The sequence below is a fragment of the Photorhabdus machadonis genome, assembly GCF_052657765.1.
This window is the reverse complement of sequence record NZ_CP199761.1, coordinates 699,073-723,398: the sequence shown is the minus strand read 5'-3', so window position 1 is coordinate 723,398 and position 24,326 is coordinate 699,073. Positions and strand designations below refer to the sequence as shown.

General features: G+C 46.6%; 14 protein-coding genes and 1 pseudogene. 6 read left to right on the top strand and 9 right to left on the bottom strand.

What is annotated here, in order from left to right; translation table 11 throughout:
- Positions 1–33: 33 nt before the first annotated feature.
- The 5 genes from ACUN2T_RS03385 to ACUN2T_RS03365 all read right to left on the bottom strand — a co-directional run bounded on the left by ACUN2T_RS03385 (position 34) and on the right by ACUN2T_RS03365 (position 11,787).
- Positions 34–1,056, bottom strand: a complete 1,023-nt coding sequence (locus ACUN2T_RS03385; RefSeq protein WP_445496254.1) for an arylesterase — start codon at positions 1,054–1,056, stop codon at positions 34–36.
- Positions 1,056–8,906: an aminotransferase class III-fold pyridoxal phosphate-dependent enzyme gene (locus ACUN2T_RS03380; protein WP_445496252.1), complete on the bottom strand. Its 7,851-nt coding sequence runs from the start codon at positions 8,904–8,906 to the stop codon at positions 1,056–1,058. The genes ACUN2T_RS03385 and ACUN2T_RS03380 overlap by 1 nt, the downstream gene beginning before the upstream one ends.
- Positions 8,907–8,962: 56 nt before the next feature.
- Positions 8,963–9,790 (bottom strand): hypothetical protein, encoded by an 828-nt coding sequence (locus tag ACUN2T_RS03375; protein ID WP_445496251.1) that lies wholly within the window; start codon positions 9,788–9,790, stop codon positions 8,963–8,965.
- Positions 9,791–9,826: 36 nt separating this feature from the next.
- Complete coding sequence (locus ACUN2T_RS03370) at positions 9,827–10,237, bottom strand: CorA family divalent cation transporter (RefSeq protein ID WP_445496250.1); 411 nt, start codon at positions 10,235–10,237, stop codon at positions 9,827–9,829.
- Between the two features lie 110 nt (positions 10,238–10,347).
- Positions 10,348–11,787, bottom strand: a complete 1,440-nt coding sequence (locus tag ACUN2T_RS03365; RefSeq protein ID WP_445496248.1) for a beta-ketoacyl synthase N-terminal-like domain-containing protein — start codon at positions 11,785–11,787, stop codon at positions 10,348–10,350.
- 242 nt (positions 11,788–12,029) lie between these two features.
- Between ACUN2T_RS03365 and ACUN2T_RS03360 the strand changes: the two genes are divergently transcribed.
- Positions 12,030–12,995 carry a GlxA family transcriptional regulator gene (locus ACUN2T_RS03360; protein WP_445496247.1) on the top strand — a complete coding sequence of 322 codons (966 nt, stop codon included), beginning with the start codon at positions 12,030–12,032 and terminating at the stop codon, positions 12,993–12,995.
- Between the two features lie 562 nt (positions 12,996–13,557).
- Here the strand turns inward: ACUN2T_RS03360 and ACUN2T_RS03355 are convergent.
- The 4 genes from ACUN2T_RS03355 to ACUN2T_RS03340 are packed head-to-tail and all read right to left on the bottom strand — an operon-like array spanning position 13,558 to position 19,316.
- The gene (locus ACUN2T_RS03355; RefSeq protein WP_445496246.1) at positions 13,558–14,481 is read right to left on the bottom strand and encodes a GNAT family N-acetyltransferase; all 924 of its coding nucleotides are present in this window, start codon (positions 14,479–14,481) and stop codon (positions 13,558–13,560) included.
- A complete protein-coding gene (locus ACUN2T_RS03350) occupies positions 14,478–15,749 on the bottom strand; it encodes a phenylacetate--CoA ligase family protein (protein ID WP_445496244.1) in 1,272 nt (423 codons plus the stop codon). The genes ACUN2T_RS03355 and ACUN2T_RS03350 overlap by 4 nt, the downstream gene beginning before the upstream one ends.
- A 29-nt stretch (positions 15,750–15,778) precedes the next feature.
- Positions 15,779–18,184, bottom strand: a complete 2,406-nt coding sequence (locus ACUN2T_RS03345; protein WP_445496243.1) for an acyl-CoA reductase — start codon at positions 18,182–18,184, stop codon at positions 15,779–15,781.
- A gap of 1 nt (position 18,185) precedes the next feature.
- Positions 18,186–19,316, bottom strand: a complete 1,131-nt coding sequence (locus tag ACUN2T_RS03340; protein WP_445496242.1) for a LuxE/PaaK family acyltransferase — start codon at positions 19,314–19,316, stop codon at positions 18,186–18,188.
- A gap of 1,169 nt (positions 19,317–20,485) precedes the next feature.
- Here ACUN2T_RS03340 and ACUN2T_RS03335 point away from each other — a divergent pair.
- From ACUN2T_RS03335 to ACUN2T_RS03315, 5 genes and pseudogenes are all read left to right on the top strand, one after another.
- Positions 20,486–20,635 (top strand): annotated as a pseudogene (locus tag ACUN2T_RS03335) (IS630 family transposase); the annotation flags it as partial.
- Between the two features lie 726 nt (positions 20,636–21,361).
- Positions 21,362–22,681, top strand: a complete 1,320-nt coding sequence (locus tag ACUN2T_RS03330) for an aspartate aminotransferase family protein (protein ID WP_445496241.1) — start codon at positions 21,362–21,364, stop codon at positions 22,679–22,681.
- Positions 22,671–23,168, top strand: a complete 498-nt coding sequence (locus ACUN2T_RS03325) for a GNAT family N-acetyltransferase (RefSeq protein WP_350307414.1) — start codon at positions 22,671–22,673, stop codon at positions 23,166–23,168. Before ACUN2T_RS03330 ends, ACUN2T_RS03325 begins: the two co-directional genes overlap by 11 nt.
- A gap of 10 nt (positions 23,169–23,178) precedes the next feature.
- On the top strand, positions 23,179–23,661 hold the full coding sequence (locus tag ACUN2T_RS03320) for an adenylyltransferase/cytidyltransferase family protein (RefSeq protein ID WP_445496240.1): 483 nt from the start codon (positions 23,179–23,181) through the stop codon (positions 23,659–23,661).
- 14 nt (positions 23,662–23,675) lie between these two features.
- Positions 23,676–24,326: a hypothetical protein gene (locus ACUN2T_RS03315; protein ID WP_445496239.1), complete on the top strand. Its 651-nt coding sequence runs from the start codon at positions 23,676–23,678 to the stop codon at positions 24,324–24,326.

Genomic DNA, 24,326 nt, shown 5'->3' with positions numbered 1-24,326 from the left:
GTCGAACGACGGGTGAACCATTTTTTCAACATGCTAGTTTCCCCCACACATCAGCAGCCCATCATCAAATACGCTGCCCATCACAACTTGACCAGCCAACGGTGCCGCGACACTGATTGCCGCCAACATCTGACCATGGCTTTGGTGAATCACCTGAGCGTGTTCTGCTTCCCCATTTGGGGCTATCGCCAACTGCCAGACCAGCGATGGTGAACGTGCTTTCGCATCCTTTTGGTACGCTGCCAGTTTCAGCAGTTGTGGGTGTGCGGCCACCAATAACTCATCCCCTTTCTCATCAGGCATAATATTGTCTACCCCGTGCAAGCCGGTTATCCGACTCAGCAACGTCGGTGCCGCCCCTCCCTGTTGCCATGCCCAACTGCTCACGGCACCGCTTGTGGTTTCCGCCACATACAGCCGCTTCCGTTGTCGGTCATAGTAAATACCATTCGCAAAGTGCAACCCATCGAGCAATGTGTGCACCCCTGAATCATCGATCAGCAACACGTGTGAGAGTGGCAAACGCAGATAATCTTCAATACGGCCGAGCAGGCCGGAATAAGCGTGATCCCTTGTTAGCAACCAGCGGGTTTTATCAATAACGCTGATATCATTTATATTTTTTCCAACACTGCGTGACAACGCAGGTTGATAAACCAACCGCATTGCTGCACGATCAAAACGGAAAACGTCAATACGATCCCCTTGATAACGGTGGTTCACCACGTAAACCCAAGTGTTTCCCTCCTCCTGCCATACGTCTATACCATGCGGGAAAAATTCCGTTGGATAATCGCCTGGCAGCAGCAGGGGAGTCTGCCCCAGTTGTAAGTAATAGAGGGCTCCCGGTGTATTACCGTGGCGGTTAAGACTACTAATTAACGCCCCGCCATCTTGCAACGGGACGATATCTTCAGCCCCGCTGACACCTGTCACTTTTCTGCACTGCTGCACGTGAATATCTTGAACGCTGTAGAAAACGCCCGCATCAAAAAGTAGATTGATCGCATACGCCAACGCGGCAATAACCAGTGCAATACCTATCAGCTTTTTCATCAGGCTTCCACTACAGCAGGCGAATAAAATTGCTGACTCACTGCATCCACGCCCTGCTCTGCCAGAACATTGATCACAGCTAGGTAATGTTCCAGCAGCTCAGCAGCTATATGCGCAGAGAAGTAACGCTCCTGATAGCCCAGCTCGATTGACAACCCTTCAGCCATTTCCACTATATTCACCATTAGTGGGAACTCAACTGCACCAATAGGCAGCATTGACAGACTAGCTTGCCACTGTCGCATTTCGGCCAACGGTGCATGGGGTTCAACATTGAACGTGGCCAGCAAAGGGAATTGCGCGCCTTCTCCATGGAAACAATGAGCTGGTAATGCTGGCGCATCACGCTGAGCCAACACAGCTTGATGTATCGCAGTAACAAATTCAGACAATGACGAGCTGGCTGAGCTGTCAAAACAAAACGACATCAAACGGACACATTGCCCCACAAGCCCTTCACTCTGTTCAAAATCCCGACCAGCATCCGGTACGGCAACAGGCAGCAAAGAGTGGCCAATAAACCGCTCTAAGGTCAACACAAACAAGGCGTTCAATATCACAAAACGAGTTACCCGTAGCTTTGTGGCAACTTTGCGTAAATGAGACTGTAATCTTGGGTAATCCACGCCCCCTTTTAGGCGCTTACCTTGATATGGCGCTACTTGCTGGATAACCAGTAACGCATGCGCAGGATTCAAACGCTGTGCGGGTAATTCAGCTAAGCGCTGGGCAATCAGGGCAGTATTTGCCGTCTTTTCCGCATGTATAAAGCGCAAATAGCTTGGTGCTGCTGCCAGTTCAGGCAAGTACCCTGCCACAATGGAATCATATATATGGAGTAATTCGCGCAGCATTACTATAAATGACCAACCATCTGCAACTGTATGGTGCGCTGCCAAAGCCAGCGTTGAGCCTCCGACATGCCGTAACAGTAATACACGAGCCAATGGAGCAGTTAACAAAGTGAACTGTTGAGCCGCAAACGCCACCAATCGGGCATTATCTTCTGCCTGTTCACTGCATTCTTCGGTAAAATCTACGCCACCTACGCAAGATGCCATAACCTGCAACTCACCGATGCCGTTGAATTGCATACGCAATGCTTCATGTCGTTCACTCAATAAAGTCCAAGCTTGGCGCATCATGGAACCGTCGATCTGACGAGCCGTTTCGATGACGCAACCAATGTTACCCGCACGTAACCCCAATTCCCCCTCAGCGGCCAGCAGTGTAAAACGCTGCTGGCGGTCAGTGGCAGGGTAAGACGTATTGGGTTGCAAACCATCCTCACCGAAGAAACCATCGGTACGCATAGCATTAACGCTTTCTTTAACTGCTGCAATAAACAGCTCAATATCCTGTGTAGTGTGCGCAGTGGACACAAAGCAGTTACGGCCTTCCCAAATAAAGATGCCGCGCAACATGAGATGATAGAACAAAATGTCGTAATTACCGCTAAATTTGAAACGGAACAAACTGCCAGCGGAAACAATCTCGATTGGAGTTCCCGTTGTCGCAAACCATGTGTTGAGCGTTTGTGCGAGGTCGTGCGTTTTCTGGTTGATATCGTCATAGAGCCCAGGGTGGTTCTTGATATATTCGAGTACGGCTTTGCTCGCAGCCATGGTCAGCGGGTGTTTGGAGAACGTCCCCGCAAAGAAAATCAGCTCGGCCTGTGGCCAAGACTCATCGCCATATTGCCAGAAGCCACCATCGATACTGTCCATAAAGCGTGCAGAGCCAGCAATAACACCAATTGGCATACCGCCACCGACAATTTTCCCATAGGTAGCAATATCTGCTTTCACGCCGTAATACGCCTGTGCACCACCAGCAGCCAAACGGAAACCGGTAATCACCTCGTCGAACATCAAGGCGATATCGTGTTCAACTGTCAACTTACGCAGCGTATGCAAATATTCGCGCGGTTGATGGTTGGGATATCGGCTTTGCACCGGCTCGACGATGACCGCCGCTAATTGATCGGCATATTTAGCAATCAGCGCCAGGCTCTCTTCACTGCCATACTCAAGTACCAACAGATCCTCTACCAGTGACGCTGGTGTACCGGCAGCAATAGGTACCGAGCGTTCTGGCGTTCCTCCCCCCTGTTGGCGTCCCAAAATGCCGTCAAACACGCCGTGATAAGAACCACTAAACAGCGCCACTTTATTTTTGCCTGTCACAGCGCGCGCCAAGCGCACAGCGCTCATCACCGCTTCAGAACCAGAATTACAAAAAGCTACACGCTGCTGACCCGTCAGCTCTGCGATCAACGTTGCCACCTCACCGACAAGGGCGCTCTGTGGCCCAATTTGCATGCCTTGAGACAACTGCGCTGCAACGGCTTGCTGCACGCATTCCGGCGCATGCCCTAACAGGTTGGCACCAAATCCCATGGTGAAGTCAATGTATTCATTGCCATCCACATCCCAGATACGGGCACCTTGTGAACGCTCGCCAACCAAAGGATAGAGCATTTCTTTCGTGGACAAACGGAAGCCCGCAGATGCCCGGTTATCGGCCAGGACGGCGCGGAATTGTTGGGCATGATGTTTCGAACTTACCGTTTTTCTGACAAATTGTTCGGCCAGTTGTTGAATATGTCTGTCACGTTCAGCCCCCAAGGAAACCTTTTTGGTTTCCTTTCTAAACCAACTGTTGTGCGCATGGGCTTTAGGTAATGTTACATTGATCGGTGCCTTATCCGTAACCATCGGTTTAGCCGCAACTGGCTGCGGGAGTGCCACCGCCGGTGCACTAGCCACTACAGCGGGCGGTACCGGAGCTGGTTTAACAGTGCCGCCATTGAGTAAGTTAAGCTGTTGTGACATAACCTCTAACTGCCGTGCAATCAAGTCTTGCAGTGCTTCAGGAGCCACAATTGGTGCTGGTATCTCGTGTTCCGATGAAGGTATTACCGTGAGTTCTGCACGTGGCCCAACGGGCATAGCGCCGAGGTTTTCATTGGCCGGAGCAACGGACTCCGACACCTGAGCATGCTCCATTACATAGTGGATCACCCTATCCAGCGTATTTAACTCTTCAAATAGTGAGCGTACAGGGATCACGACTCCGTAACGATCTTTAATGGTATTGATTGCATCCAACAGAACCAACGAATCCGCGCCCATTTCCAAGAAAGACAGATCGTCATCCAGATCCTCAGGCTGCGCCCCAAGATACCCTGCAATAATCGCTTTTATTTCGCCCCGTAATGGGTGTTTTTGTGACATAACGTCCTCATGTGAAAATGGTGGCTGCATTGGCTTTTCATCTGCCAACCAGTAGTTTTTTTTACAAAATTGGATAGCTGGCAGCGTCAGAGCCTCACGGCCCATTGAGCGGTACAGCCTGTGCCACTCGATGTCATACCCTTGCTGCCACAATGAGCCAAGCAACGTCAGCAGTGATTGGTATTCATGTCGATAGTCAGCGGCAGCCAATACCTGTTGCCCGCAGTCTGTCGCCACAACAAATTTACCTAGCGAACTGTCTGCACTCAGATCCACAAACGTATAATTTCCTTCTCCAAGCAGTGCCTGTATGCTCTGCAAGAAGTGCACCGGTTGCCGAATTTGCTGGATCCAGTAGTCAGACGTCGTATATTGGCGTACCTTACCGTCAAGGTTGCTGTAGAAAGGAACACCATTCTCTTTAAAATCAATGCATTGAGTTATCCACAGTCGATATTCTGACAGGATGGGATCAATCAGGTGGGAATGTAATGCGTTAGTGGTTTTAATGCGACGGGCGTGACCGCCCAGTCCAGAAATGTCTTTCAGACAGGCTTCAATCGCGGCGGTACTCCCAGTAATGGTTGTCAGCGTCGGCGTATTAAACGCAGCAATGGCAACCTCTGCCGCCCACGGGGCAATGTAGCGACGGACCTCATCTTCACCACTGAACACCACAGCCATCGCGCCATGCTGGGTCAGACTGGCCATCAAGTGAGCGCATTGATGAACCATTGCTAGCCCGTGCTCCAACGACATCTGGCCGGCAACAACTGCAGCGCAATATTCACCCAAACTATAACCAATTACAGCCGCTGGGCGTAATCCAAATTGCATCAAACTCTCTGCTATGGCATAACTGCACGCAAACAGGGCCAGTTGACAAGTTTTAGCGCAGCGCTGCCAACTGTCGTCTTGAGCATGCAGCACCTGGCGGATATCAATTTGATAACGTTGTAAAACCGTATCAGCCAGTTGGTCAAAGCACGTATGGTAATACGGCAGATACTGATACAAGGTAGCCCCCATACCAATTTGTTGCGTTCCCTGCCCGGGGAATAACCAGACCTGAGGTTGCGCTTTGCCCACTTTCATACCGGTGATTTGCATCAGGTTCTCGGCCAATTGCTGGCGGTTGACTCCAAAGGCAAACCCACGGTAGCGTGGGTGGTCATAACGGGTATTGACCAAGCGGCACCACGCCGATACGTCAGCATCACGCTGCAACTGCAAGCTGCGGTATACACCGTCACGCTGAGCGTTAAGCCCCTGTTCTTCATGAGATGCCACTAGCAGCAACGTTAATGGTAACGCACCCTCTTCACCTTTTTCCACCTGCGGGCAGTCACGTAGGATCACGTGACCATTGGTTCCCCCAAAACCAAAACTGCTGACGCCTGCATAGCGTTGGCCCGCAGCCGACTCCCATGCGCAACTGTTGCTTCCCTCTACCGAAACCCGACGGCTAATGGCGGCAATATGAGGATTGATTTGTTGGAAATTTAAATGGGGTACACGCTGTTGGTAGTGCAGCATCAAGGCCACTTTCACAACCCCAAGCACGCCTGCGGCTGCTTCCAGATGACCAATGTTCGTCTTGATCGATCCCACCTGTACCGCTGCGGGTTGATGGCGTTGCGCGAACACTGCCTCCAGAGCTTGAAACTCAATCAAGTCGCCCAATGCCGTACCGGTACCGTGTGCTTCCACGTAATCGATATGGTTACTATTGATGCCCGCCTCGGCCTGCGCCCGTGCAATAACCGCTTGTTGTGATGGGCCATTCGGCGCAGTGATCCCATTGCTGTGACCATCCTGATTGATAGCACTTGCTACCAGAGTGGCATAAACTCGGTCACCATCGACCAGTGCTTGCGCCAACGGTTTTAAAATGACAATTCCACACCCTTCGCCACGCACATATCCGTCGGCCCGCGTGTCGAAGGTTTTGCACTGACCATCGGGTGCCAACATATGCGCCTGTGTAAAAACAGTTTGTAAATGCGGTGTCAGCGCCAGATTGACGCCGCCAGCGATAGCTAGCGTACTACGCTTCGAACGCAGACTTTGTATCGCCCCGTCAATCGCGACCAGGGAAGAGGAGCAGGCTGTATCAATGGCGACACTTGGGCCTTTGAAATCATAAATATAGGAAATGCGGTTAGCCGCAATGCTATGCGCATTACCCAACCCGCTATAGGCAGAAACTCGATCGCCCGAGAGCAAAGCGTAATCACTGGCGCTGATACCGATAAACACCCCGGTATCACTTCCCCGCAGGGTAGAAGCCTTTAACCCTGCATCGGTTAATGCCTGCTGCACGGTTTCTAACAACAGACGATGTTGCGGATCAATATACTCCGCCTCACGCGGCGAAATCCCAAAATAGCCGGCGTCAAAGTCACTTACTGTGTCAAAGAAACTGCCTTTACGATTAAAACCGTTTAACGCCGAACCAGCCCAACGGTGAGCCGGAATATCCCCAGTCGTACGTTGTCCTTCTTGTAGTAAGGACCATAATGCCTGAACGCCGCTGTGCCTTGGCAATTCAACCCCAATCCCTATCACCGCAATCGCATCATCAGTGATAGCCAACGCCGCCGCAGCTTTTGGTTCCTCAGGCTGCAACAGTGACGCAGTCAGTTTATTGATAGTCGGATAGTCGTAAATCAGCGATGGCGAAAGCTCACGACCCAGATGCTGTTCCAACTCGCCGATCACGCCAACGGCCTGCAGTGAGTTCAACCCAAAAGTTGTGAACGCATCATCCCAATGCTGTTCGTTAACGTTTCTGTTAACCGCCGTACTGATAAGACCTGCAATAAACGACGCCAGCGCCGGCACACTGAGAGACATCCCACAATTTGTTGTAGAAACCGTTTGTGATTGGACCGCTCGGCTACGCCATTGCACCACTAATTCATCTTGTTGGTACATTGCCTTGGCACGCGTTCGTTGCAGTTTACCACTGGTCGTGCGCGGAATCGCCCGGCGGCCAACCCAGACCCACTCACCCAACGTTATGCCATGTCGGTCCGCCACTGCCGCTCTCAAGCGGTCGTTTAACGCCGCCGTATCAACAGACTCCCTGGAGCGTTCAGGGATCTCCAACAAGGCAACGGCCTGTTCTGTCTGCGCAATATCACTGGCAAAAACGCAGACGGTGGCATCAGCCAACACAGTATCAGCACTCCGAATCGTTTCCTCAATATCCGTTGGGTAATGGTTCTGACCATTGACAATCAGGAGCTCTTTCACACGCCCGATAACGTATAGAGCGCCTTGCTGTTGGAACCCCAAATCACCACTGCGTAACCAATGCGCCGATTCATTCTCAATCTGAGCCTGAAAAGTGGCTTCTGTCGCAACCGCATTATCCCAATAACCGCATGCAATACTGGGCCCACGTAACCAGATTTCTCCCGTTAGCCCATCTTCAAGCGCATGCAGGCTAACAGGGTCGATAATGCGTACCTCAGTATTTGGCAATGCCTGGCCACAGCTGACAACGCCGGGATCTTTTCCATTTTCTGCGGTAACGACGATGCCTTGGCCTTTATCCATGCCGGTAACGATCAACGTGGTTTCCGCCATTCCATAGCAGGATAAAAATGCTTTGGCGCAGAAGCCCACATGGGCAAAATGCTCCCCGAACTGGCGTAATGTGGCAGGACGGATAGGCTCAGCCCCGCAAAACGCCACGTCCCAATTGGAAAGATCTAGACATTCAGCCTGTTGCTGGCTAATTTTGCGTACGCAAAGGTCGTACGCGAAATTCGGCCCTCCGGACGTGGTCGCACGATATTCTGAGATCTGTTTTAACCAGTTAAGCGGATTTTTCATCAGCATCATTGGTGACATCACCCGGCATGGAAACGCCCCATACACGGGCTGTAACAGTCCACCGATAAGCCCCATGTCGTGGAAATGCGGCAGCCATATCATGCCGCGGCTTTCACTATGGTGACCAAAATAGTGGTGAATTGCCTGTGAGTTTGCCCACAAATTGCCGTGGGTAACCATCACTCCTTTTGGCGCTCCTGTGGAACCTGAGGTGTATTGTAAAAATGCCAGATCGGCGTCAGTCACTTGAGCAGGATTAAATGCCCCGGAAAAATAGCGATCCACATAATGAAGGCGGTATCCGGCAGGCAGTGATATGGCTTCCGGTTTATCAAAAGTAAAAATAAGTGGGGGGGACAGTAAAGCCAGCTGTATTAATGTTTCGGTTCCTTTTCCTGTCGTTACAACAAATTCCGTTTTCGCACTTCTCAAAACACCAACAAAACGCTCCCACGCATTTCCTGAAGATTTCGCTGGCATAGGAACCGGCACAGCAATCATCCCCGCATAAAGACAGCCAAAAAAGGCCCCGATAAAGTCTTCGCCATCCGGATAAAGTAAAATAACCCTATCACCGCGCTGGCCATATTGTTGAAGTGCACTCGCTAATGATGCGGCACGCTGATGCAATTGTCCGTAGCTTTGATTTTGTATTTCCCTGGCACTTCGTGAAAACTCAAATGCCGTCTTGTCAGTATGTTGAACAGCAAGCTCGGGCAATAGCTGGTTGAAAGAATTAAATCTCCTGTTAAACAACTGGTGGGACGGCATAATGATTAGCTCTTTATTTTTTATATATGAAAAGTTAAATCAAACTAAAATTATTTTTATTTTGCAGCACAGACTGTCAGCAGATCGTTACAGAAGTCATTCCATACTTTTAGCCACAAATCTACTTTTTGTTCTATTTCATTAAAGCGTTCTTCGGTAATCGCCTGACAGAATAAGATCCAAGCATCCTCAGAATGACCGTCTTCAATTGATTCACCGATTTCAGTCTCTACGTGAATACTATGATAACCGGTAGACACATCAATATCTGTCGCTACACCCACGCTTTTCGCCCAAGGAGTAGCAAAGTCGTGGAACACTGTTTCAGCAACAGCTAATAGTGTCACCAACTGAGGGTAGTCACCGTAAGCATTTTCAAATGTCGCGCGACATGCCACTGAACTGGACATCGGAAACCAAGCTTTCACCTCATTCTCACTCATCCCCAATTGCTCAATGATGTTGAAGAATTGCACATAATGAGCCAGTGCTGGTTGCCCGTTATAACCACTGTCAGTGCCTGTTCCTGGGTGGAAACCTAACTCATCTAGCAGATTAATTTGCAGCAAAAAACGGGCTGCCATTTTTGCCCGCGCGCCCAGACGCCCTTCCAGCTGTTTTGCTGAGCTTAATGCTTCGATCACTGCATCGGTAAATACTTGGGCAAAGGCGTGATAAAACTCCAAATGGAATATCCTCATCTGGCTGATGTCGAACTCACCGCTATTCATCTTTAACAAAATTGGGTTTCTCATCAGAGGGTGCGATTCGACGCGGTTGATCAATCGCTTTGCAAGCTGATGATTGCGTTGATATTGGTTATTTTCGACGGTTGCAATAATAGCATCCCTGCCGAGTTGACGTGCACTCAGTAATTTTTCCATGATTAAAATCTCAATATAAAGATTACGATTAATAAATTACAGGGCTAACACTCTGCCCACAGCCATTACAACTAATGCAAACATTCCACAGCTAAAAGGAATAACCTGAACATATTTGAACGGTAAATAAAAACACGAGGCAATCAATAATACAGGGATTCCGATAGAAAGAATCATCATGCATATTGTTGCATAATACTTGTAAATATAAGGAACCTGTAAATCGTCAATATTCATACCATATAACATAGAAATCAGCGGCAACATAATAAAAGCAATATGCGCTAACCTGAGCATCCTGCGGTTTAAGTCAGTATAATTCTCATGACCTTTAGGTGCCCTGAATGGCCCTTTAAAAGCATACATTCCCATTAACCCGCCCATCATAATTCCGACAATAATACCGCCCCAACCAAAGACAATCAGTATTTCACTGAGGTTAGCCACTTCATTTCTCCTGATAATTATTAACATATAGAAAAGGTATTTACGGTATTGTAAGTACCTTTATAAAAAACCGCTTTAAAAATTAACTATATAAACTTTGAAAAATATAATTAGAAATCTATGAATTTTTTTGTTTTAGAATAACGAATTGGTTGTTCAAATCCTGGCATTGTTATGCCGTTCATATCAATCTTAACCTCATCTTCATTCACGTCATGCAACCCAAACTTATAAATAACGTTCAATTTCCCACGTGATGCTGCCGTATCATAGGCAATCATCCTTGCTTTGACTTGTTGATTCCGCTGCTGGTAATCGACAAAAGCCTGCTCGCCATGCCGTCTATGCAACCATTGTGCCATCAGTAGTGGGGAATAAACCACCTCTGTGGCGTTATTACCACCGAACCCTTTGGAATTGATAAACGCCACCTGCGCTTGCTCTTGAAGTAACGCCCGATCCTGGGTCGGAATCAATAAACGGACATTATTCACTTGTGACGAAATCTGGGAGACACTTTTGATTCCCGGCAAAATGCCGTATTTAAAGGTGCCAAGACAGCTGACTAACTGATCACCACTGGCAGGCCCCAATGAGTGGCCCAAATAGGATTTAACGGCAGTGACAGGCCATTCACTGATGGAAAACACCTCAGCAACGCGGTCAAAAATGTCCGCTTCGGAGACGCAGTTCTTTGGCGTACTTGAACCATAGGCTTGAATAAATGAGGCTTTTTGCACACTTGATTCTGTTATTACAAAGCCACAGCTATTACCAAACGGTCTGCTGCTGCACCAATCAGCGATGTCACTTTCATCCATACGCTTGAGTTTGCTCTCTGTTGCCAAAGCGCTCATCGCATCAAAGCCTTCAATGACTTTCGGTAGAATTGGCGCTTCAGAGCTCCCAACAATGGCTACCCGGATCCGGCCAGCCTTGACATCTTCCACAACGGCATTCAGGTTATAGAGAAACGTGCCACAAGCACCCAATGTTGCACTGGTGTGCCCCACGCTTCCCAAAACATAGGCATTTAAGAAGTCAGCACACATGCTGTTTAAACCTAATGGGCACTGTTTTGCACTGACCCGACCACCTTTCAGACGGGATTGAAGCATGCCGCCAAACCCCTGATCGTCCGTTAACAGTGCCACTGACCAACCTTGTGGCAAAGGATTGGGTATTTGCCGCGTGAATATATCAAAACTAAACACACCTGCATCTGCCGCCATCGATAATTTGGCATGACGGGTTATTGCATCAACATCAAAATAGTCTTTGGTAATCTTTCTGATTAACGAACCTTCCAGCGCCGCCTCTTTTATCTCTGCGGCGGCCTGAACGGCCGATAATCTTTCCCCATGGAGATGATAATAACCATCCTGATCATATTTAAGCAATCTCATCAACACGGCTAATGATAATATCGTCTCTTGCTGCTGTTCCTCGTGCAAAGAATCTATCACCATGCGACGAAACGCATGGTGTGAAGAACTCAGGCCAGCTGGCCCATAGCCACCAAATGCAGTGATGACAGGTAACTTAGCCATAGTGCTTCCTAGTCTTTCTGTGAAATCAATATCCATCACTTACTTTAGATAATAGTTTACAAATCGTTAGCAAAAGTTAATATGCAAATCCGGCCAAAAAACTGAATTTTTTGGCCAAGACAATTTAGATATTTATAATCTAATAATAAATCAGGCATTGATTGGAAAATGATAAATACAAAGATAGGGTTTATATTGTGTGAGCACATGCTGAGTTCCGGCCTCAGCTTACCGATCGAAATGTGGAAATCAGCAGCAAACAGTTATTTAGCAGAGCAAAAAAAAGTCAGGATCAGCAAGGGAAATATACTTTTAAATTGAGTAAACCTGACAAGCTCCTTACGGTCAGAACGCTTGGGATTAATAAAAATCCTATACCCACCCATAGCGGCTTTAGCCTTATTGCCGATAGCACGCTAGAAGATGACGCAGACTATGACATCATTTACCTCCCTGCACTGTGGCGGAACCCACGTCCCGTTGTCAGAAATCACGCGGCTTTCACCGAGTGGTTGGTGGCTCAGGCCGCGAAAGGGACGCGTATCGCCGCCGTTGGTACCGGCTGCTGCTTCCTTGCTGAGGCCCATCTGCTCAATGGAAAACCCGCCACTACCCATTGGCATTATTTCGAACAGTTTGCCCACGACTATCCGAACGTTAATTTAAAAACCAAGTATTTCATTACCCAATCAGACACGATTTTTTGTGCCGCCAGTGTTAAAGCACTTTCCTATCTTACCGTTCATTTTATTGAAACCGTCTACGGAAAGCAGGTTGCCAATCATACACAACGCACTTTTTTCCATGAAATTCGCAGCAACTTTGAGCGTCAGTGCTATCGTGGCGAAAATAAGCCCCACCCAGACGAAGATATTATTCAGATACAAACTTGGATAAAAGAGAACTGTACAACCAATTTGCCTATGCAAAAGCTGGCAGATATGGCTGGAATGAGTTTGCGCAACTTTAACCGTCGCTTTAAAAACGCCACCGACCTTTCCCCGTTGCAATATTTATTAAATACCAGAATTGAAGCGGCAATCAATATGTTGCAATTGACCAACCTCAGCATCCAGGAAATAGCTGTGCTGGTTGGCTATCAGGATATTGCGCACTTCAATCGTCAGTTCAAACGACTCATCGGCGTTTCTCCTGGCGATTATCGCAAAACCGTACGTGCCAAGATGTTCCATATTGTAACAAGTTAAACTAATATGATGAATGGCCTCCTTTTTTCAATTGCAAACAGTGCCATCTTTTCTCTGATGCACTAAGTTCCAGAAGGACTGTAGTAATTCGTAAAATCAGGATGTCTCGCAAGCCTGTTAAGGTTATGAATCGTGGTAACATTGTTTTATAAAAAATAACGAAATTTTTATCTATACTCCATCATCAAACAAAAATTTGGCCCCACTTGACCCGACCAATAAAGTATTTAATTGTTATCAATGATCCTATCGCCTGCAAGGATCAGCCTTAGGGTGGCGAACGAAAACTCCCGTAACCTGCAAGGGAGATCTTGAGAGAGATTATAATCGTTAGAGAACCTCTAAATACTTCCCTTGAACGCGAAATTGAGCGAAATACAGACAATGTCGTTCCTGTGTCGGATTGACAGGATGGTAAAGCAGGTTTTTTCGAATAATAGTCAGATCATTTTTTGCTACGTACCCACAATCCGTTCAAAGTGCTGACCAAAAGACCAACACTTTGTCATTAATCGGCAAAGTTGTTCAGGTTCTGACGAGCTTTACTAAACCAATCAAATAATTACCCGCCTGCACAGGCAAACATACTTTGCTGGTGTAGATTGTGGGCAAACTGGCAGCTTAAGGTCAGTTCTTTTTTGCTATGCCCCCGAACCAGTAAAGCTTCCCAACGATGATGATGACCGGGCACAAATCCCGTACAGGCAAATCCCGCTTGCTGCAAAATTTCCATAGCCTGGAGTGTACCTTCCCCCACCGGGAGTTTCACATATACCAGTTTATGAGTGGGTAACTCCGCCACCTCTTTTACCCGCTCAATTGTCTGCTTTTCCACCCACACTTCCAGCCGGCGTCCATGATTGGTCATGCTGATATCGGCATCAACCGGCTCTTCCGGTTGTAAAGGCTCTTGACCAAACACTTGAGTCACCGAGTTCAGCCAATTTTGCCAACCTGAAGGCCAGTGTAACTCTGGAAAGGGCCAGCTTTGCAGAGGCAAGCAACCCAGTACGATGCTTTCCGGATGTGTCTGATCAAATGGCGAGGTGACATAATCCGGCAGCAACCCCGTGGTGTGAAAACCCAAGTTTTGAGCCAGACGCTGGCTGTGATTATGTGACGATACCTGCTTAATAGTGAGTATGCTTAACCCCATTTCCCTGGCCTGATCACACAAGTATCTCCCCAGTGCAGTAGCAATCCCCTGACCACGCGCCTGTGGATGCACCGCGATAAGTGCCAGTTCAGCGCTTAATGGACAGCGCTTATCCTGCCATAGCGCCGCATGCCCCAACACCTGTCCATCCTGTACCGCAACAGCAGAATACCAGTGTCTTGCCGCATTATAGCGGCCAAGCATGGTTGGCAAATAGACTTCCGGGTAAACATAATCTTCGCCGTAAACAACCCGAAACAAAGCACTGACACTGGTAGAATCCTCTTCCCGGAATAATCGAATCAATGGTGTTACTGGATTTATACTCATGCTGCCTTCTCTTCAGCACGATAACCACGATGATCAACCACCCGCATCAACTTACCGGAACGTGGATGCGTGACCATATTTTCCAAAGCGCAGTAAGTGACTTCCACATGCAGCAATCCCTGACAACATAACTTTGCCATCGCGGGTTGTGCCGCCAGCAACGCCTGATGTACTACCGTCGCAAGCGGCATCGGTGACGAGTCGCTGGCTAACAAGAGTTTTATTTTATCTATACCATCCTGACGGCTCAGTAATAGCTGCCAGGCCAGTATTCCCTCTTGCTGTCGCAGTAAATGCGCAATATGGTCAGGAAAAAGGGATAACGTACCAACCCGTACCCGGTGAGCACTGCCCGCCCGCCCCTGTAAAGCGAACTTGCGACGTGGCCGCCCAGGTTCTTCACACCAACAGGCCAGGTCACCAGTAGGGTAACGGATAACCGGCATCAGACGCCGTTGCAGGTTGGTAACAACCAACATGCCGTTTTGTCCTGACACGGTAATCGGCTGACCACTGGATTCATCAATGATTTCAATCATCGTATCCGTATCAAAAACCCGATGTTCCCCGTGACCACAATCGGGAGAAGCCGCACCAATAAGACCGGCGTCAACGCTGGCACAACCAATTGAGCCAATGCGTGCATGGGGGAATACATGACCCAATAGTGTCAACTGCTCTGGAAACAGGCTTTCACCGCCGTACAACAAGCGCTCAATACCTGGCATGGTCTGGCCGCTCTGCTGTAAGGTACTGGCAAAACGTAACAGTTGCGCCGGCACCCCAGCGAGAACGTTAATCCCCAAGCTGACAATCGCGTCAGCCAACGCCCGATCATCAACTGAACAGGTAAACGGAAACTCCACCACCGGCACCGGTGAATAGGACAAAGCACCGTGAATAAATAACAGGCTAGTATACAGATCACCGGCAAAAAACAGATTGGCAACGCGGTCACCAGGCTGTAGTTGCTGTGCCAACCCTTGACCAAATGCGCGCACAAAAGCACGCCATTCATTGCAACTGAACACCGACATCCTACCTTCACTGGTAGAGCCACCGGTTTTGAAAACATGACCTCCGTTGATAGGACCAGTCAATACCGGCCAGTTTGCCAGTGGTTGCGACTGCTGCCAGTAGTCAGTAGGATCGATTAATGGTAGATCAGTCAACGTCCAACCAGAGCGAGGCAGATCACAATAAAGATCCCTAAAGAAAGGAGCATGATTGCGGGCATATTCAACCAAATCGTGTAATGATAATGTCATGATTTACTCAAAAAGTAATATTATGGGTCTCAAATTCGGCTATCCAGCACCAGCGGCGTTTTGCCACTTTGAGGGTGACGGTGGAACTGTCCGACTGGCGTAGGGATAATTTCCAGTTGAAGCATTCCACCACTGACAACCTGATTCAGCATTCTATGTCGCATAAGATGCCCGCGTACCGGGTTAACATCACCATCCGCTAACACATGGATGTATTCGCCACCACCAGCGTGATTCCCTATCAGCCACTGCACCGGAAACACCAAACCTGCTGACAATTCGGTTGGATTGACAAAAATAGAACCTACCCGTATCAATGTCCCATGACGGCCTACCAATCTAAAACGCGGCGCCGGCAACCCGCAGGCACAAAGACCGGGTAACCAATGGCCCAAATCACCCAAATCATAGCGTTGAATCACCTGCCCTTCCCGCGCCAAAGGCGTGAACACTAACCGACCAGTCTCGCCGTGTTGGATCGGCTGATCACTATCCAGAGCCAATATTTCCAGCCACTGAATATCAGATAACAGATGGAATTCCCCATCGTGGCAACAGGCGCAAGCATGGCCCAATGGACCGGCATCAACGGAGCCATAAATTGCCGATCGAATCACCTGAATGCCAAAACTGGATAAAAACTGACGACGCTCTTCACTAATATGCTCACCACCAGCGAAAATTTTACACACACCACCATAGGCACGTAACGCCGCTTCTTCACGTTCAAACAGCTGATACATAGTGCTTGGCATCCCTACCAGCGTATTGACCCCCTGAGTGACAATAAAATGCCTGATTTGGCTAAAATCATCGTCTATTGGGCCCCCCATCGGGTAATGCGGCACGGATAATTTATCCAGAATAGTGAAGAAACTCAGCAGACCACCATACAAGTTACCGCCATACAACAAATTCATTACCCGGTCCTGTGCCGGATCTAAACCGGCGGAAAACAGACCATCCGCCGCTGCCTGCATCTGACTGTGATAATCTCTGTGACTGAAACCCGCCAGTTTCGGCGTACCGCTACTGCCACCGCTGCGAAAAAACACTTGTGCTTTCGATGTCACCCCATCTTGCTGAAACTTTTCTTTATCCATCACTGGAACCCCAGCCAGTTCTGGAGGATTGACCGCCAATTTATCCAGTGTGACATGGCCCGGCAATTGTTCCGCTTTCAAGCTGACTGACACACGCCGTGCAAGCCGGGTTAATGCATAAACACCATCATGTGGCTCACCTTCATAACCATCGTGCATCGCTCCAGCCTGACAGACCCGGCTGACACCTGCGGCCAGCAACTGGCGGCTCAACATCGGCAGTTCATTTGTTTCGGCTATCAAAGCACAACTTTGCAAATAGGGGCGCCACGGCAACAAAATTTCCACCAGTCGCGCACGCGGTGCCGGGCGAATTTGCAGGGTACGATACAATGGCGATGGCGCAAGCTCCTGACGTTGCACCCAAGCTACCCGCCATCCATCACCCTCTTCTACCGAACCAGTCAGACCAGCAAAAGTGTGATCTAACTGCAAAAATGCCATCTGGCTGCTGATTTCAGCCGCTTCCTGTATGTCAGGCTGTAAGGCCGGCCATACTGGTGCCCGTCGTGCCAACGCAGCAGCCACGGCACTCGCCACCTCCCGCAAAACGTTCTCGTCGGTGCTGTCTACCAACAAACACTGTGGGCTGGAGCAAGCTTGTTGATCAAACCGGCAAACATCATCAGCCAAAGCGTCGTAATCAGCATGGGCGGCAGACGCCCGATCCAGATAGGCAAAGCTGATACGATGTCCCCAATCGATCCAGCGGCAACCGGGCTGTAATTGACTACGGATAGCGGTCAATGCGGTATGACTCCCCCAAGCTGACACGGCATCAGCACACTCCAGCAACATTGACAGTTGATCAGATGGTAAAGGTAATACAGATACATAAGGAGCCAACTTGCCACTCAGGTCATGGCGCAGGAATTCCGTCAATAACTGTGCATTGAGGCCGTGATCACTGCTACTGGGACGTAGCCAGTTAACATTACCTACCAGCAAACTCTCCAGCACCGCCATAAATGGCAACAATGGAGCATTAGCCGGTGTGATATGCACCACCAGCCCCAGAGGTTGCCAGGTTTCAAAACGGGGCTGTGTATAGTCAAAACGACGCAAGGAAAAGGGATGTTCGCCCAACTCGTGCCGTAACTTTGCCTCCAGCGAACCACGATGACAAAAGCTGCGTAAAGCGGCGATTGTCGCTGTATTCAGTGCAAGCTCAGAAGCGACAGTATCGAGACTGTCGGCAAAGCGCCCGGCACAGTCCAATACTTGTTGTACACTTGGGGGACAAGCCAGCGTATCCGCAAGGCTGCTTTTAAGTTCGGCCAATACAGCGACGGGCTCCAAGTCAGATATCATCTTGCCATTAACTAAATACATTTCAGGACTCCTTTATCAACTCAGAGGCCGCAATCGCGCAGCTGCGGCTTTTACTTGTACCGGCACGACCCAGCAACTCAAACCAGTCGGTAGCCAACCCACAGCCACATTCAGCGGCAGAATGCAGCACTGCCAAATCGCTCACCACGATACTGTGTGCCGGGCTGGAGGTGATATAAGGCGATGCCAGATGCAGAAAACCGGGCTTACCATAGGGTTGAACCGCCATATTAGCCGTATCACGAATATAGGCACGGCCATAAGTTGGCACATGAAAATGGTGATGCCGACACTCAACATAAGGCACCGGATGTTCAACCGAACCGTAACCATCCCGGCAACGCTCGTCAGGAATCCCCAGTTGTTCACCCAAACGCTGGTACAACAACGATCTTGGAATGGCTTTATCGGCGTGTGTTTTCCAGCCCCCCCCTAAAAATACCAGTGACTCAGGATGTAACTGTATCGGCGGCAGGCCCATTTCCTGCATCCGTTCCAGTGCGAACCACAGGAATGCCGGAAAGCCCAGCATACGCACCGGCAACCCTTGCACAGCAAACGCCTGCAAAGATCGGATCACACCAAACGGATCAAACTCATTGCTTTTTCCATTATGGCGCAGTGCATAACAGACTTGATTCACTGGCGCGTATTTACACAGATACTGATCGGTATAGGCGGTTCCTAGCGTTATCGCTCCGGCGGGTTCATAGCTCAACAGCAAATAATTACAGGGCTGTTGCGGCGTATACCAGCCGTAATACTCGAAAATCCGCTCAACCATATTCTGGGCTGCATGTATACTGCGTGTATCGTAACGCATACGGCTTTTTTGACCGGTTGTCCCGGATGAGGTCAATTCCAGTGCATCCTGACCGGTGGTACTGAGCAGCAACTGATGTTTAAAATAATTCGCGAAAATGGGCGGCAAACGCGACCAATCGTTCATTTTTTCCAGTATTTGATCGTCCAGACCATTCGCCCTCAGCCACTGGTGATAACCGGGAGTGTGTTCACAATGGTACCGCGTCAGCTCGCGCATGGCCGCGTCAAACAGTTGGTCGCAAGCACTATCGGCACGGTAAGGATGATCAAGCGCGCAAAGGGCGTCAACATAAGCAAGAGAAGTCAAAAGTCATCTCCAGAAATAAAGAAAGAAGGGGGATTTACTCCCTTAATATAATAAGTGAGTTGTTTCATCATCCGGCAAGTAAAATAACTAATATCCCACCGAAAAAAATGACCATATATTGAATACAACTACTTAACCAAATGAAAATGAGTCACCATTTTGTGAAAAATAATATCTAGACTTGTTAATTCCTTGTAAAGAAAATAAGAACAAATACAACAACTATGATTTAACTAAGACCAATGTAATAACGAGCTTATATTTAATAACCTTATCATCGAATCTAATCATAATTGCTTATACGCCACACGATATTTACACATAATTAATCGTTAAAACAATAATCAACAGCGTTATTTTTCCAGTAAATTTCACCAATAGAAAAAAATATCTTTACCAGAAAGATAACCATCAAAATAAAATAAATTGTATTTTTACTTTTAATAATTAAGTCAATTCAAGAGAAGTATCATATAGTCTGTTTCTATCCAATAATGAGAAATAGGCTGAATTACTTACAACAGTATAAAAAACACATGTTTTCAATCTGCGTTTCTATTATCGATACTTTCATCGCCTAAAAAACAAGCTACTCATACTATGACTAATACCAATCAATTTTTTTAAAACCATAAAAATCCATTAAAAAACATATTCCTATACACACGATAGAAATCTGCTCTTATATAATTACTTTACTTACTTTATTAATTTTTTACGTTAAAATTTCTTTATAAACTATTATCATCTCCAGCAAGAAATAAAATATACAAATAACAACCGAATAAGAATCATTAATAAGCTATACCATATATAACTATATTTCAATAAAAAACTAAAAGTTTTTACTATGGTAAAATCACAAAGATACACAATATACTGCTTATATTTTAAATGCTGTTACCATTTACCACTTTATTTCATAATTTAATCCAGAATTACAACCCAACATTATTAACACCGAAAAAATAACAATAGCAAATTAATTAAGATCTATTTCATAATTCACCGTATGAACATTAGTTTACTTTCACCTATGTGATTATTCTATTATTTACTAATTCTGGCATTTATAAAAAACACTATAATAAAATATAAAAATTACCTTATATACCCGTAATCATTGAAGATGCTTGATTTTTCCCAAAATGAGGATCATGGTATCAGTCATGGAAATATTCATTACCGATGAACAAAAAGCCGAACTTGAACACCTCCATCACACCTGCCGTGATAAAAGAGAGTGTGATCGCATCAAAGCGGTTCTGCCGGCCTCTGAGGGCTGGAGTTCAGTGATGATCGCTCAGGCCCTGCGTCTTCAAGTTAAGCGGGTATAATGCGTTTAATTTTTAGTTGACAGAGTGAATTATAATATTAACTTTTTATTACCCCCTGAATTATAAGTTAAATTCATTATGTTATAGAGTTGTTTATAATAAATATAAATAATAAAATTCCTAATTAATAATCGGATTTAAAATAGTAGAGTACTTTGCATAATTTTTTGATACCTATTTAGAGGAAAATATGGAGTGGAGCAGGGTGAGAATATGAGTGATCCACCAAGTATTAAATTTAAGTTATTGACCTATTGGAAAAATACATCTGACCATATCTGTGATAACTAATTTATCTATCTGACATTTAAAACATGTTTAGAGGATTTGTTTCGCTGAAAATGGTTGCATGAGCATGGCGTTTTTCGGATTTCAGAAATTATTTGGAAATGTAGAATTTCTGGGAAATAGTTATTCAGGAATAAACTATGGTTGCCTCTGTAATGATAGTGTGATGATTTCTTGATGAAGAAAAGGAATAATTTAACTGAATAAAAGTACCGAAAACTAATTTATAATTAATTTAATTGTTTTATTCACAAATTTTCGATTGTTATTATAATGAGCGAGCCATTAATTAAGTGTGGAATGACCGGTATATAGATTGATTATTTTCATTTGTCAGACCTAAATTGAATCCTAATTAATATTCATAACACGGGCACTCTATTCTGAAGAATTATTTAGCGACGTTTATGAGGAAATATAATGATAAAGTTTAACGAAACACGTGTAGGTAACGTATTAGCTGGTTGGAATCACTTATCTGTTATAGGGCCAATACAGATCAGAAATGCTTCTGGCTCCCGAATACAGTTATCATCAGGTGAATGGTACGATGATTATATCATGGGGTGGGGATCATGTTTCCTTGGTCACGATAGCTCCGTTATCCGAAAATCTATCACTGATGCGCTGTCACGCGGTTTTCTTCAGCAATATGAAACTGAAAAGCATCAGTTGTTAAGTGAGCGCTTTTGTGCCGCAATTCCGTGTGCAGAGAAATTGCGTCTTGTAAATTCGGGATTAGAAGCCACGATGTATGCAACACGGATAGCTCGAGCCGTGACAGGTAAACGCATTATTTTCAAGTTTGAAGGTCACTTTCATGGCTTAAATGACACCCTGACATGGAATATTGATTCTTCTCCACGAAGTGGCTCAATGCTCTCAAATGGTAGCGGTGAACTAGAACGCCTTGAAGGTACTGTCGGCATTCCCCCTGAACTGGGCCAACTCACTGTACCATTGCCATGGAACGATCTAAATGCAGTGCAAAAGGCATTCGAAACTTACTCCGATGATGTCGCTGGGATCATTCTTGAACCTATAGCTCTGAATATCGGTTGTATTAAACCAGATGAAGGGTTTCTCCAAAATCTGCGTATGCTCGCGACAAAACATAAGGCATTGCTGATCTTTGATGAAGTATTAACAGGATTCCGAGCGAATATTGGCGGTGCCCAAAAAGATTATGGCGTTATTCCCGACATTGCAACATATGGTAAAGCATTCGGCGGTGGAATGCCGATAGCGGGGATCGCTGGTAAAGCTGAGTACATGGATGTGATTGCGCCACGTGGACCTGTGCAGATAAGTGGAACAAATACAGGTCGATATCTGTCTGTTTCTGCTGCTTTGGCGGTTATTGAACATTTAGAAGATGGCGCTGCTTACCAACATATTGCAGGTTTGGAAAGTCAACTGATAAAAAATCTGAGGGAAATATTTAATAAGCACAACATTCCGTGCCATATCGATGGTTATGGTGGCAGAGTTGGAGTCCATATCGGGACTTCAATGCGCCCAAAAACAATGAAGGATATAGAACAAACTTACCCTGTGAAGTTCGCACATAAATTATTCCGTCTGCTGTCAACAGAATATAACTTATACGGCTTTTTATTGCCTCTGACTTATTGCCCAGAACCAGTGACACTATCTGCTTTGCATACTGCGGAGATGATAGATAGTGCATGTGATCGTCTGGACTCCGCGCTGACGAGGTTGGAATACCATGATAATTAAAGATACACGCATGACTCTTATTCGACGCTTTAATGTCTCTGATATGGAAGATGTCCTTAAACTTATTTCACAAATTGAGTCTACAGATGATCTAGTCCAGTCTGCGCGCACTCAATTTATGCGTGAACTAGATAATCCCCATTATGAGGAGGCACGGTTTATCGCAACTGAAGGAGATTTGTTAATTGGAACAATGGGATGTGGCCTTGGATCGATACCATCAAAGCACGCTCTCTGGGCTGACTGGTTGGTTGTTGATCAAAGCTATCGCCGATACGGTATTGCCTCCTTGCTCTATGACGAAATTGAGGCATTCGCGTTAAGTCTTGAGAAAAAATACCTGTGCCTAGATATTGGCAACATCGACAAAGAACGTGCTGCATATCTATTCCATCTTCGCAACGGATTCCAGATAGTCGGGCAAATTCCTGACTATTGGGGAAAGTCCGAACACCTAAACATAATGGCAAAACATCTTATTTCATAGGAGGCGCTGTATGGCCGTTCTTAACAGCATCACCGAGTTAAAAGATCTCGCTAAAGATTACCGAGCAGATGGTCTGACAATTGGACTGTGTCACGGATGCTTTGATATCGTCCATATTGGACATATACACCATCTACAACAGGCAAGTTTACTCGTTGATCGTCTTTTCGTGTCAATTACCACTGATAAGTACATCAACAAGGGTTCTGATCGACCCATTTTTTCTGACAGTCATCGTGCCAAATTCATCGCATCAATTCGGTACTGTCATCATGTGATAGTGAACCACTCACCGACCGCTGAATTTATGCTCACGACTCTCCACCCCGATGTGTTTTTTAAAGGTGCAGATTATGGTGCCAGCACAGACCCGAGACTATATGCAGAAAAAGAACTGGTCGAAAGCAATGGGGGACGGATAGTTTTCACTGACGACAAAGTGATGGATTCGACATCGCGAATTGCAAACATAATCATGCACGAAAGCATGTGAACAGTGGGGACAAAATGCAAACACTTCTATTGGTTGATCTCGACGGAACTCTTATTGACACTCCACACTACGAAGCTTGGCGTAACACTGCACGTCAAATCGGAGACAAAGAACTTACCCATGAAGAATATCTTGTCAATATAGCTGGACGGCCTCGCCTGGAAGGTGCATCCCGGCTTCTGGAACTGAAAAGGGATAGCCTGTCCGTTGATATAAATAGTAGTAGTGCATTAGCGGAAATTAAACAGATTGAATTCCTCCGACTTTCTGTATACGCCCAGTTTTTTGATGATGCACTGCGGCTATTAAAACGGCTCGAACTATCACAACAGTATGTCAAATTTTATACAGCCTCGCAAAACGCATCTTGCTTATTCGATTCCATGCTACGTAAGGCTGGCATATCTCTCAATCAACAAAACGTAGTGCAGCAAAAGCGAGATCAGACTCGAGAGGGGTTATTCTTAGAGCTCATCAAAGAGCATGATTCAAAAGGTGTCACGCTTATTGATGATTCTCCACATTCTGTCGATGTAGCCTGTAATCTTGGCATTCGAGCTTATCAACTCCACCGTAATGAACTTCTGCCTGTAGCTACTGACCCACGCGTTTTTATCCTTCGATCACTTGATAACATCACAATTCCGATTGTTGATACAATATAA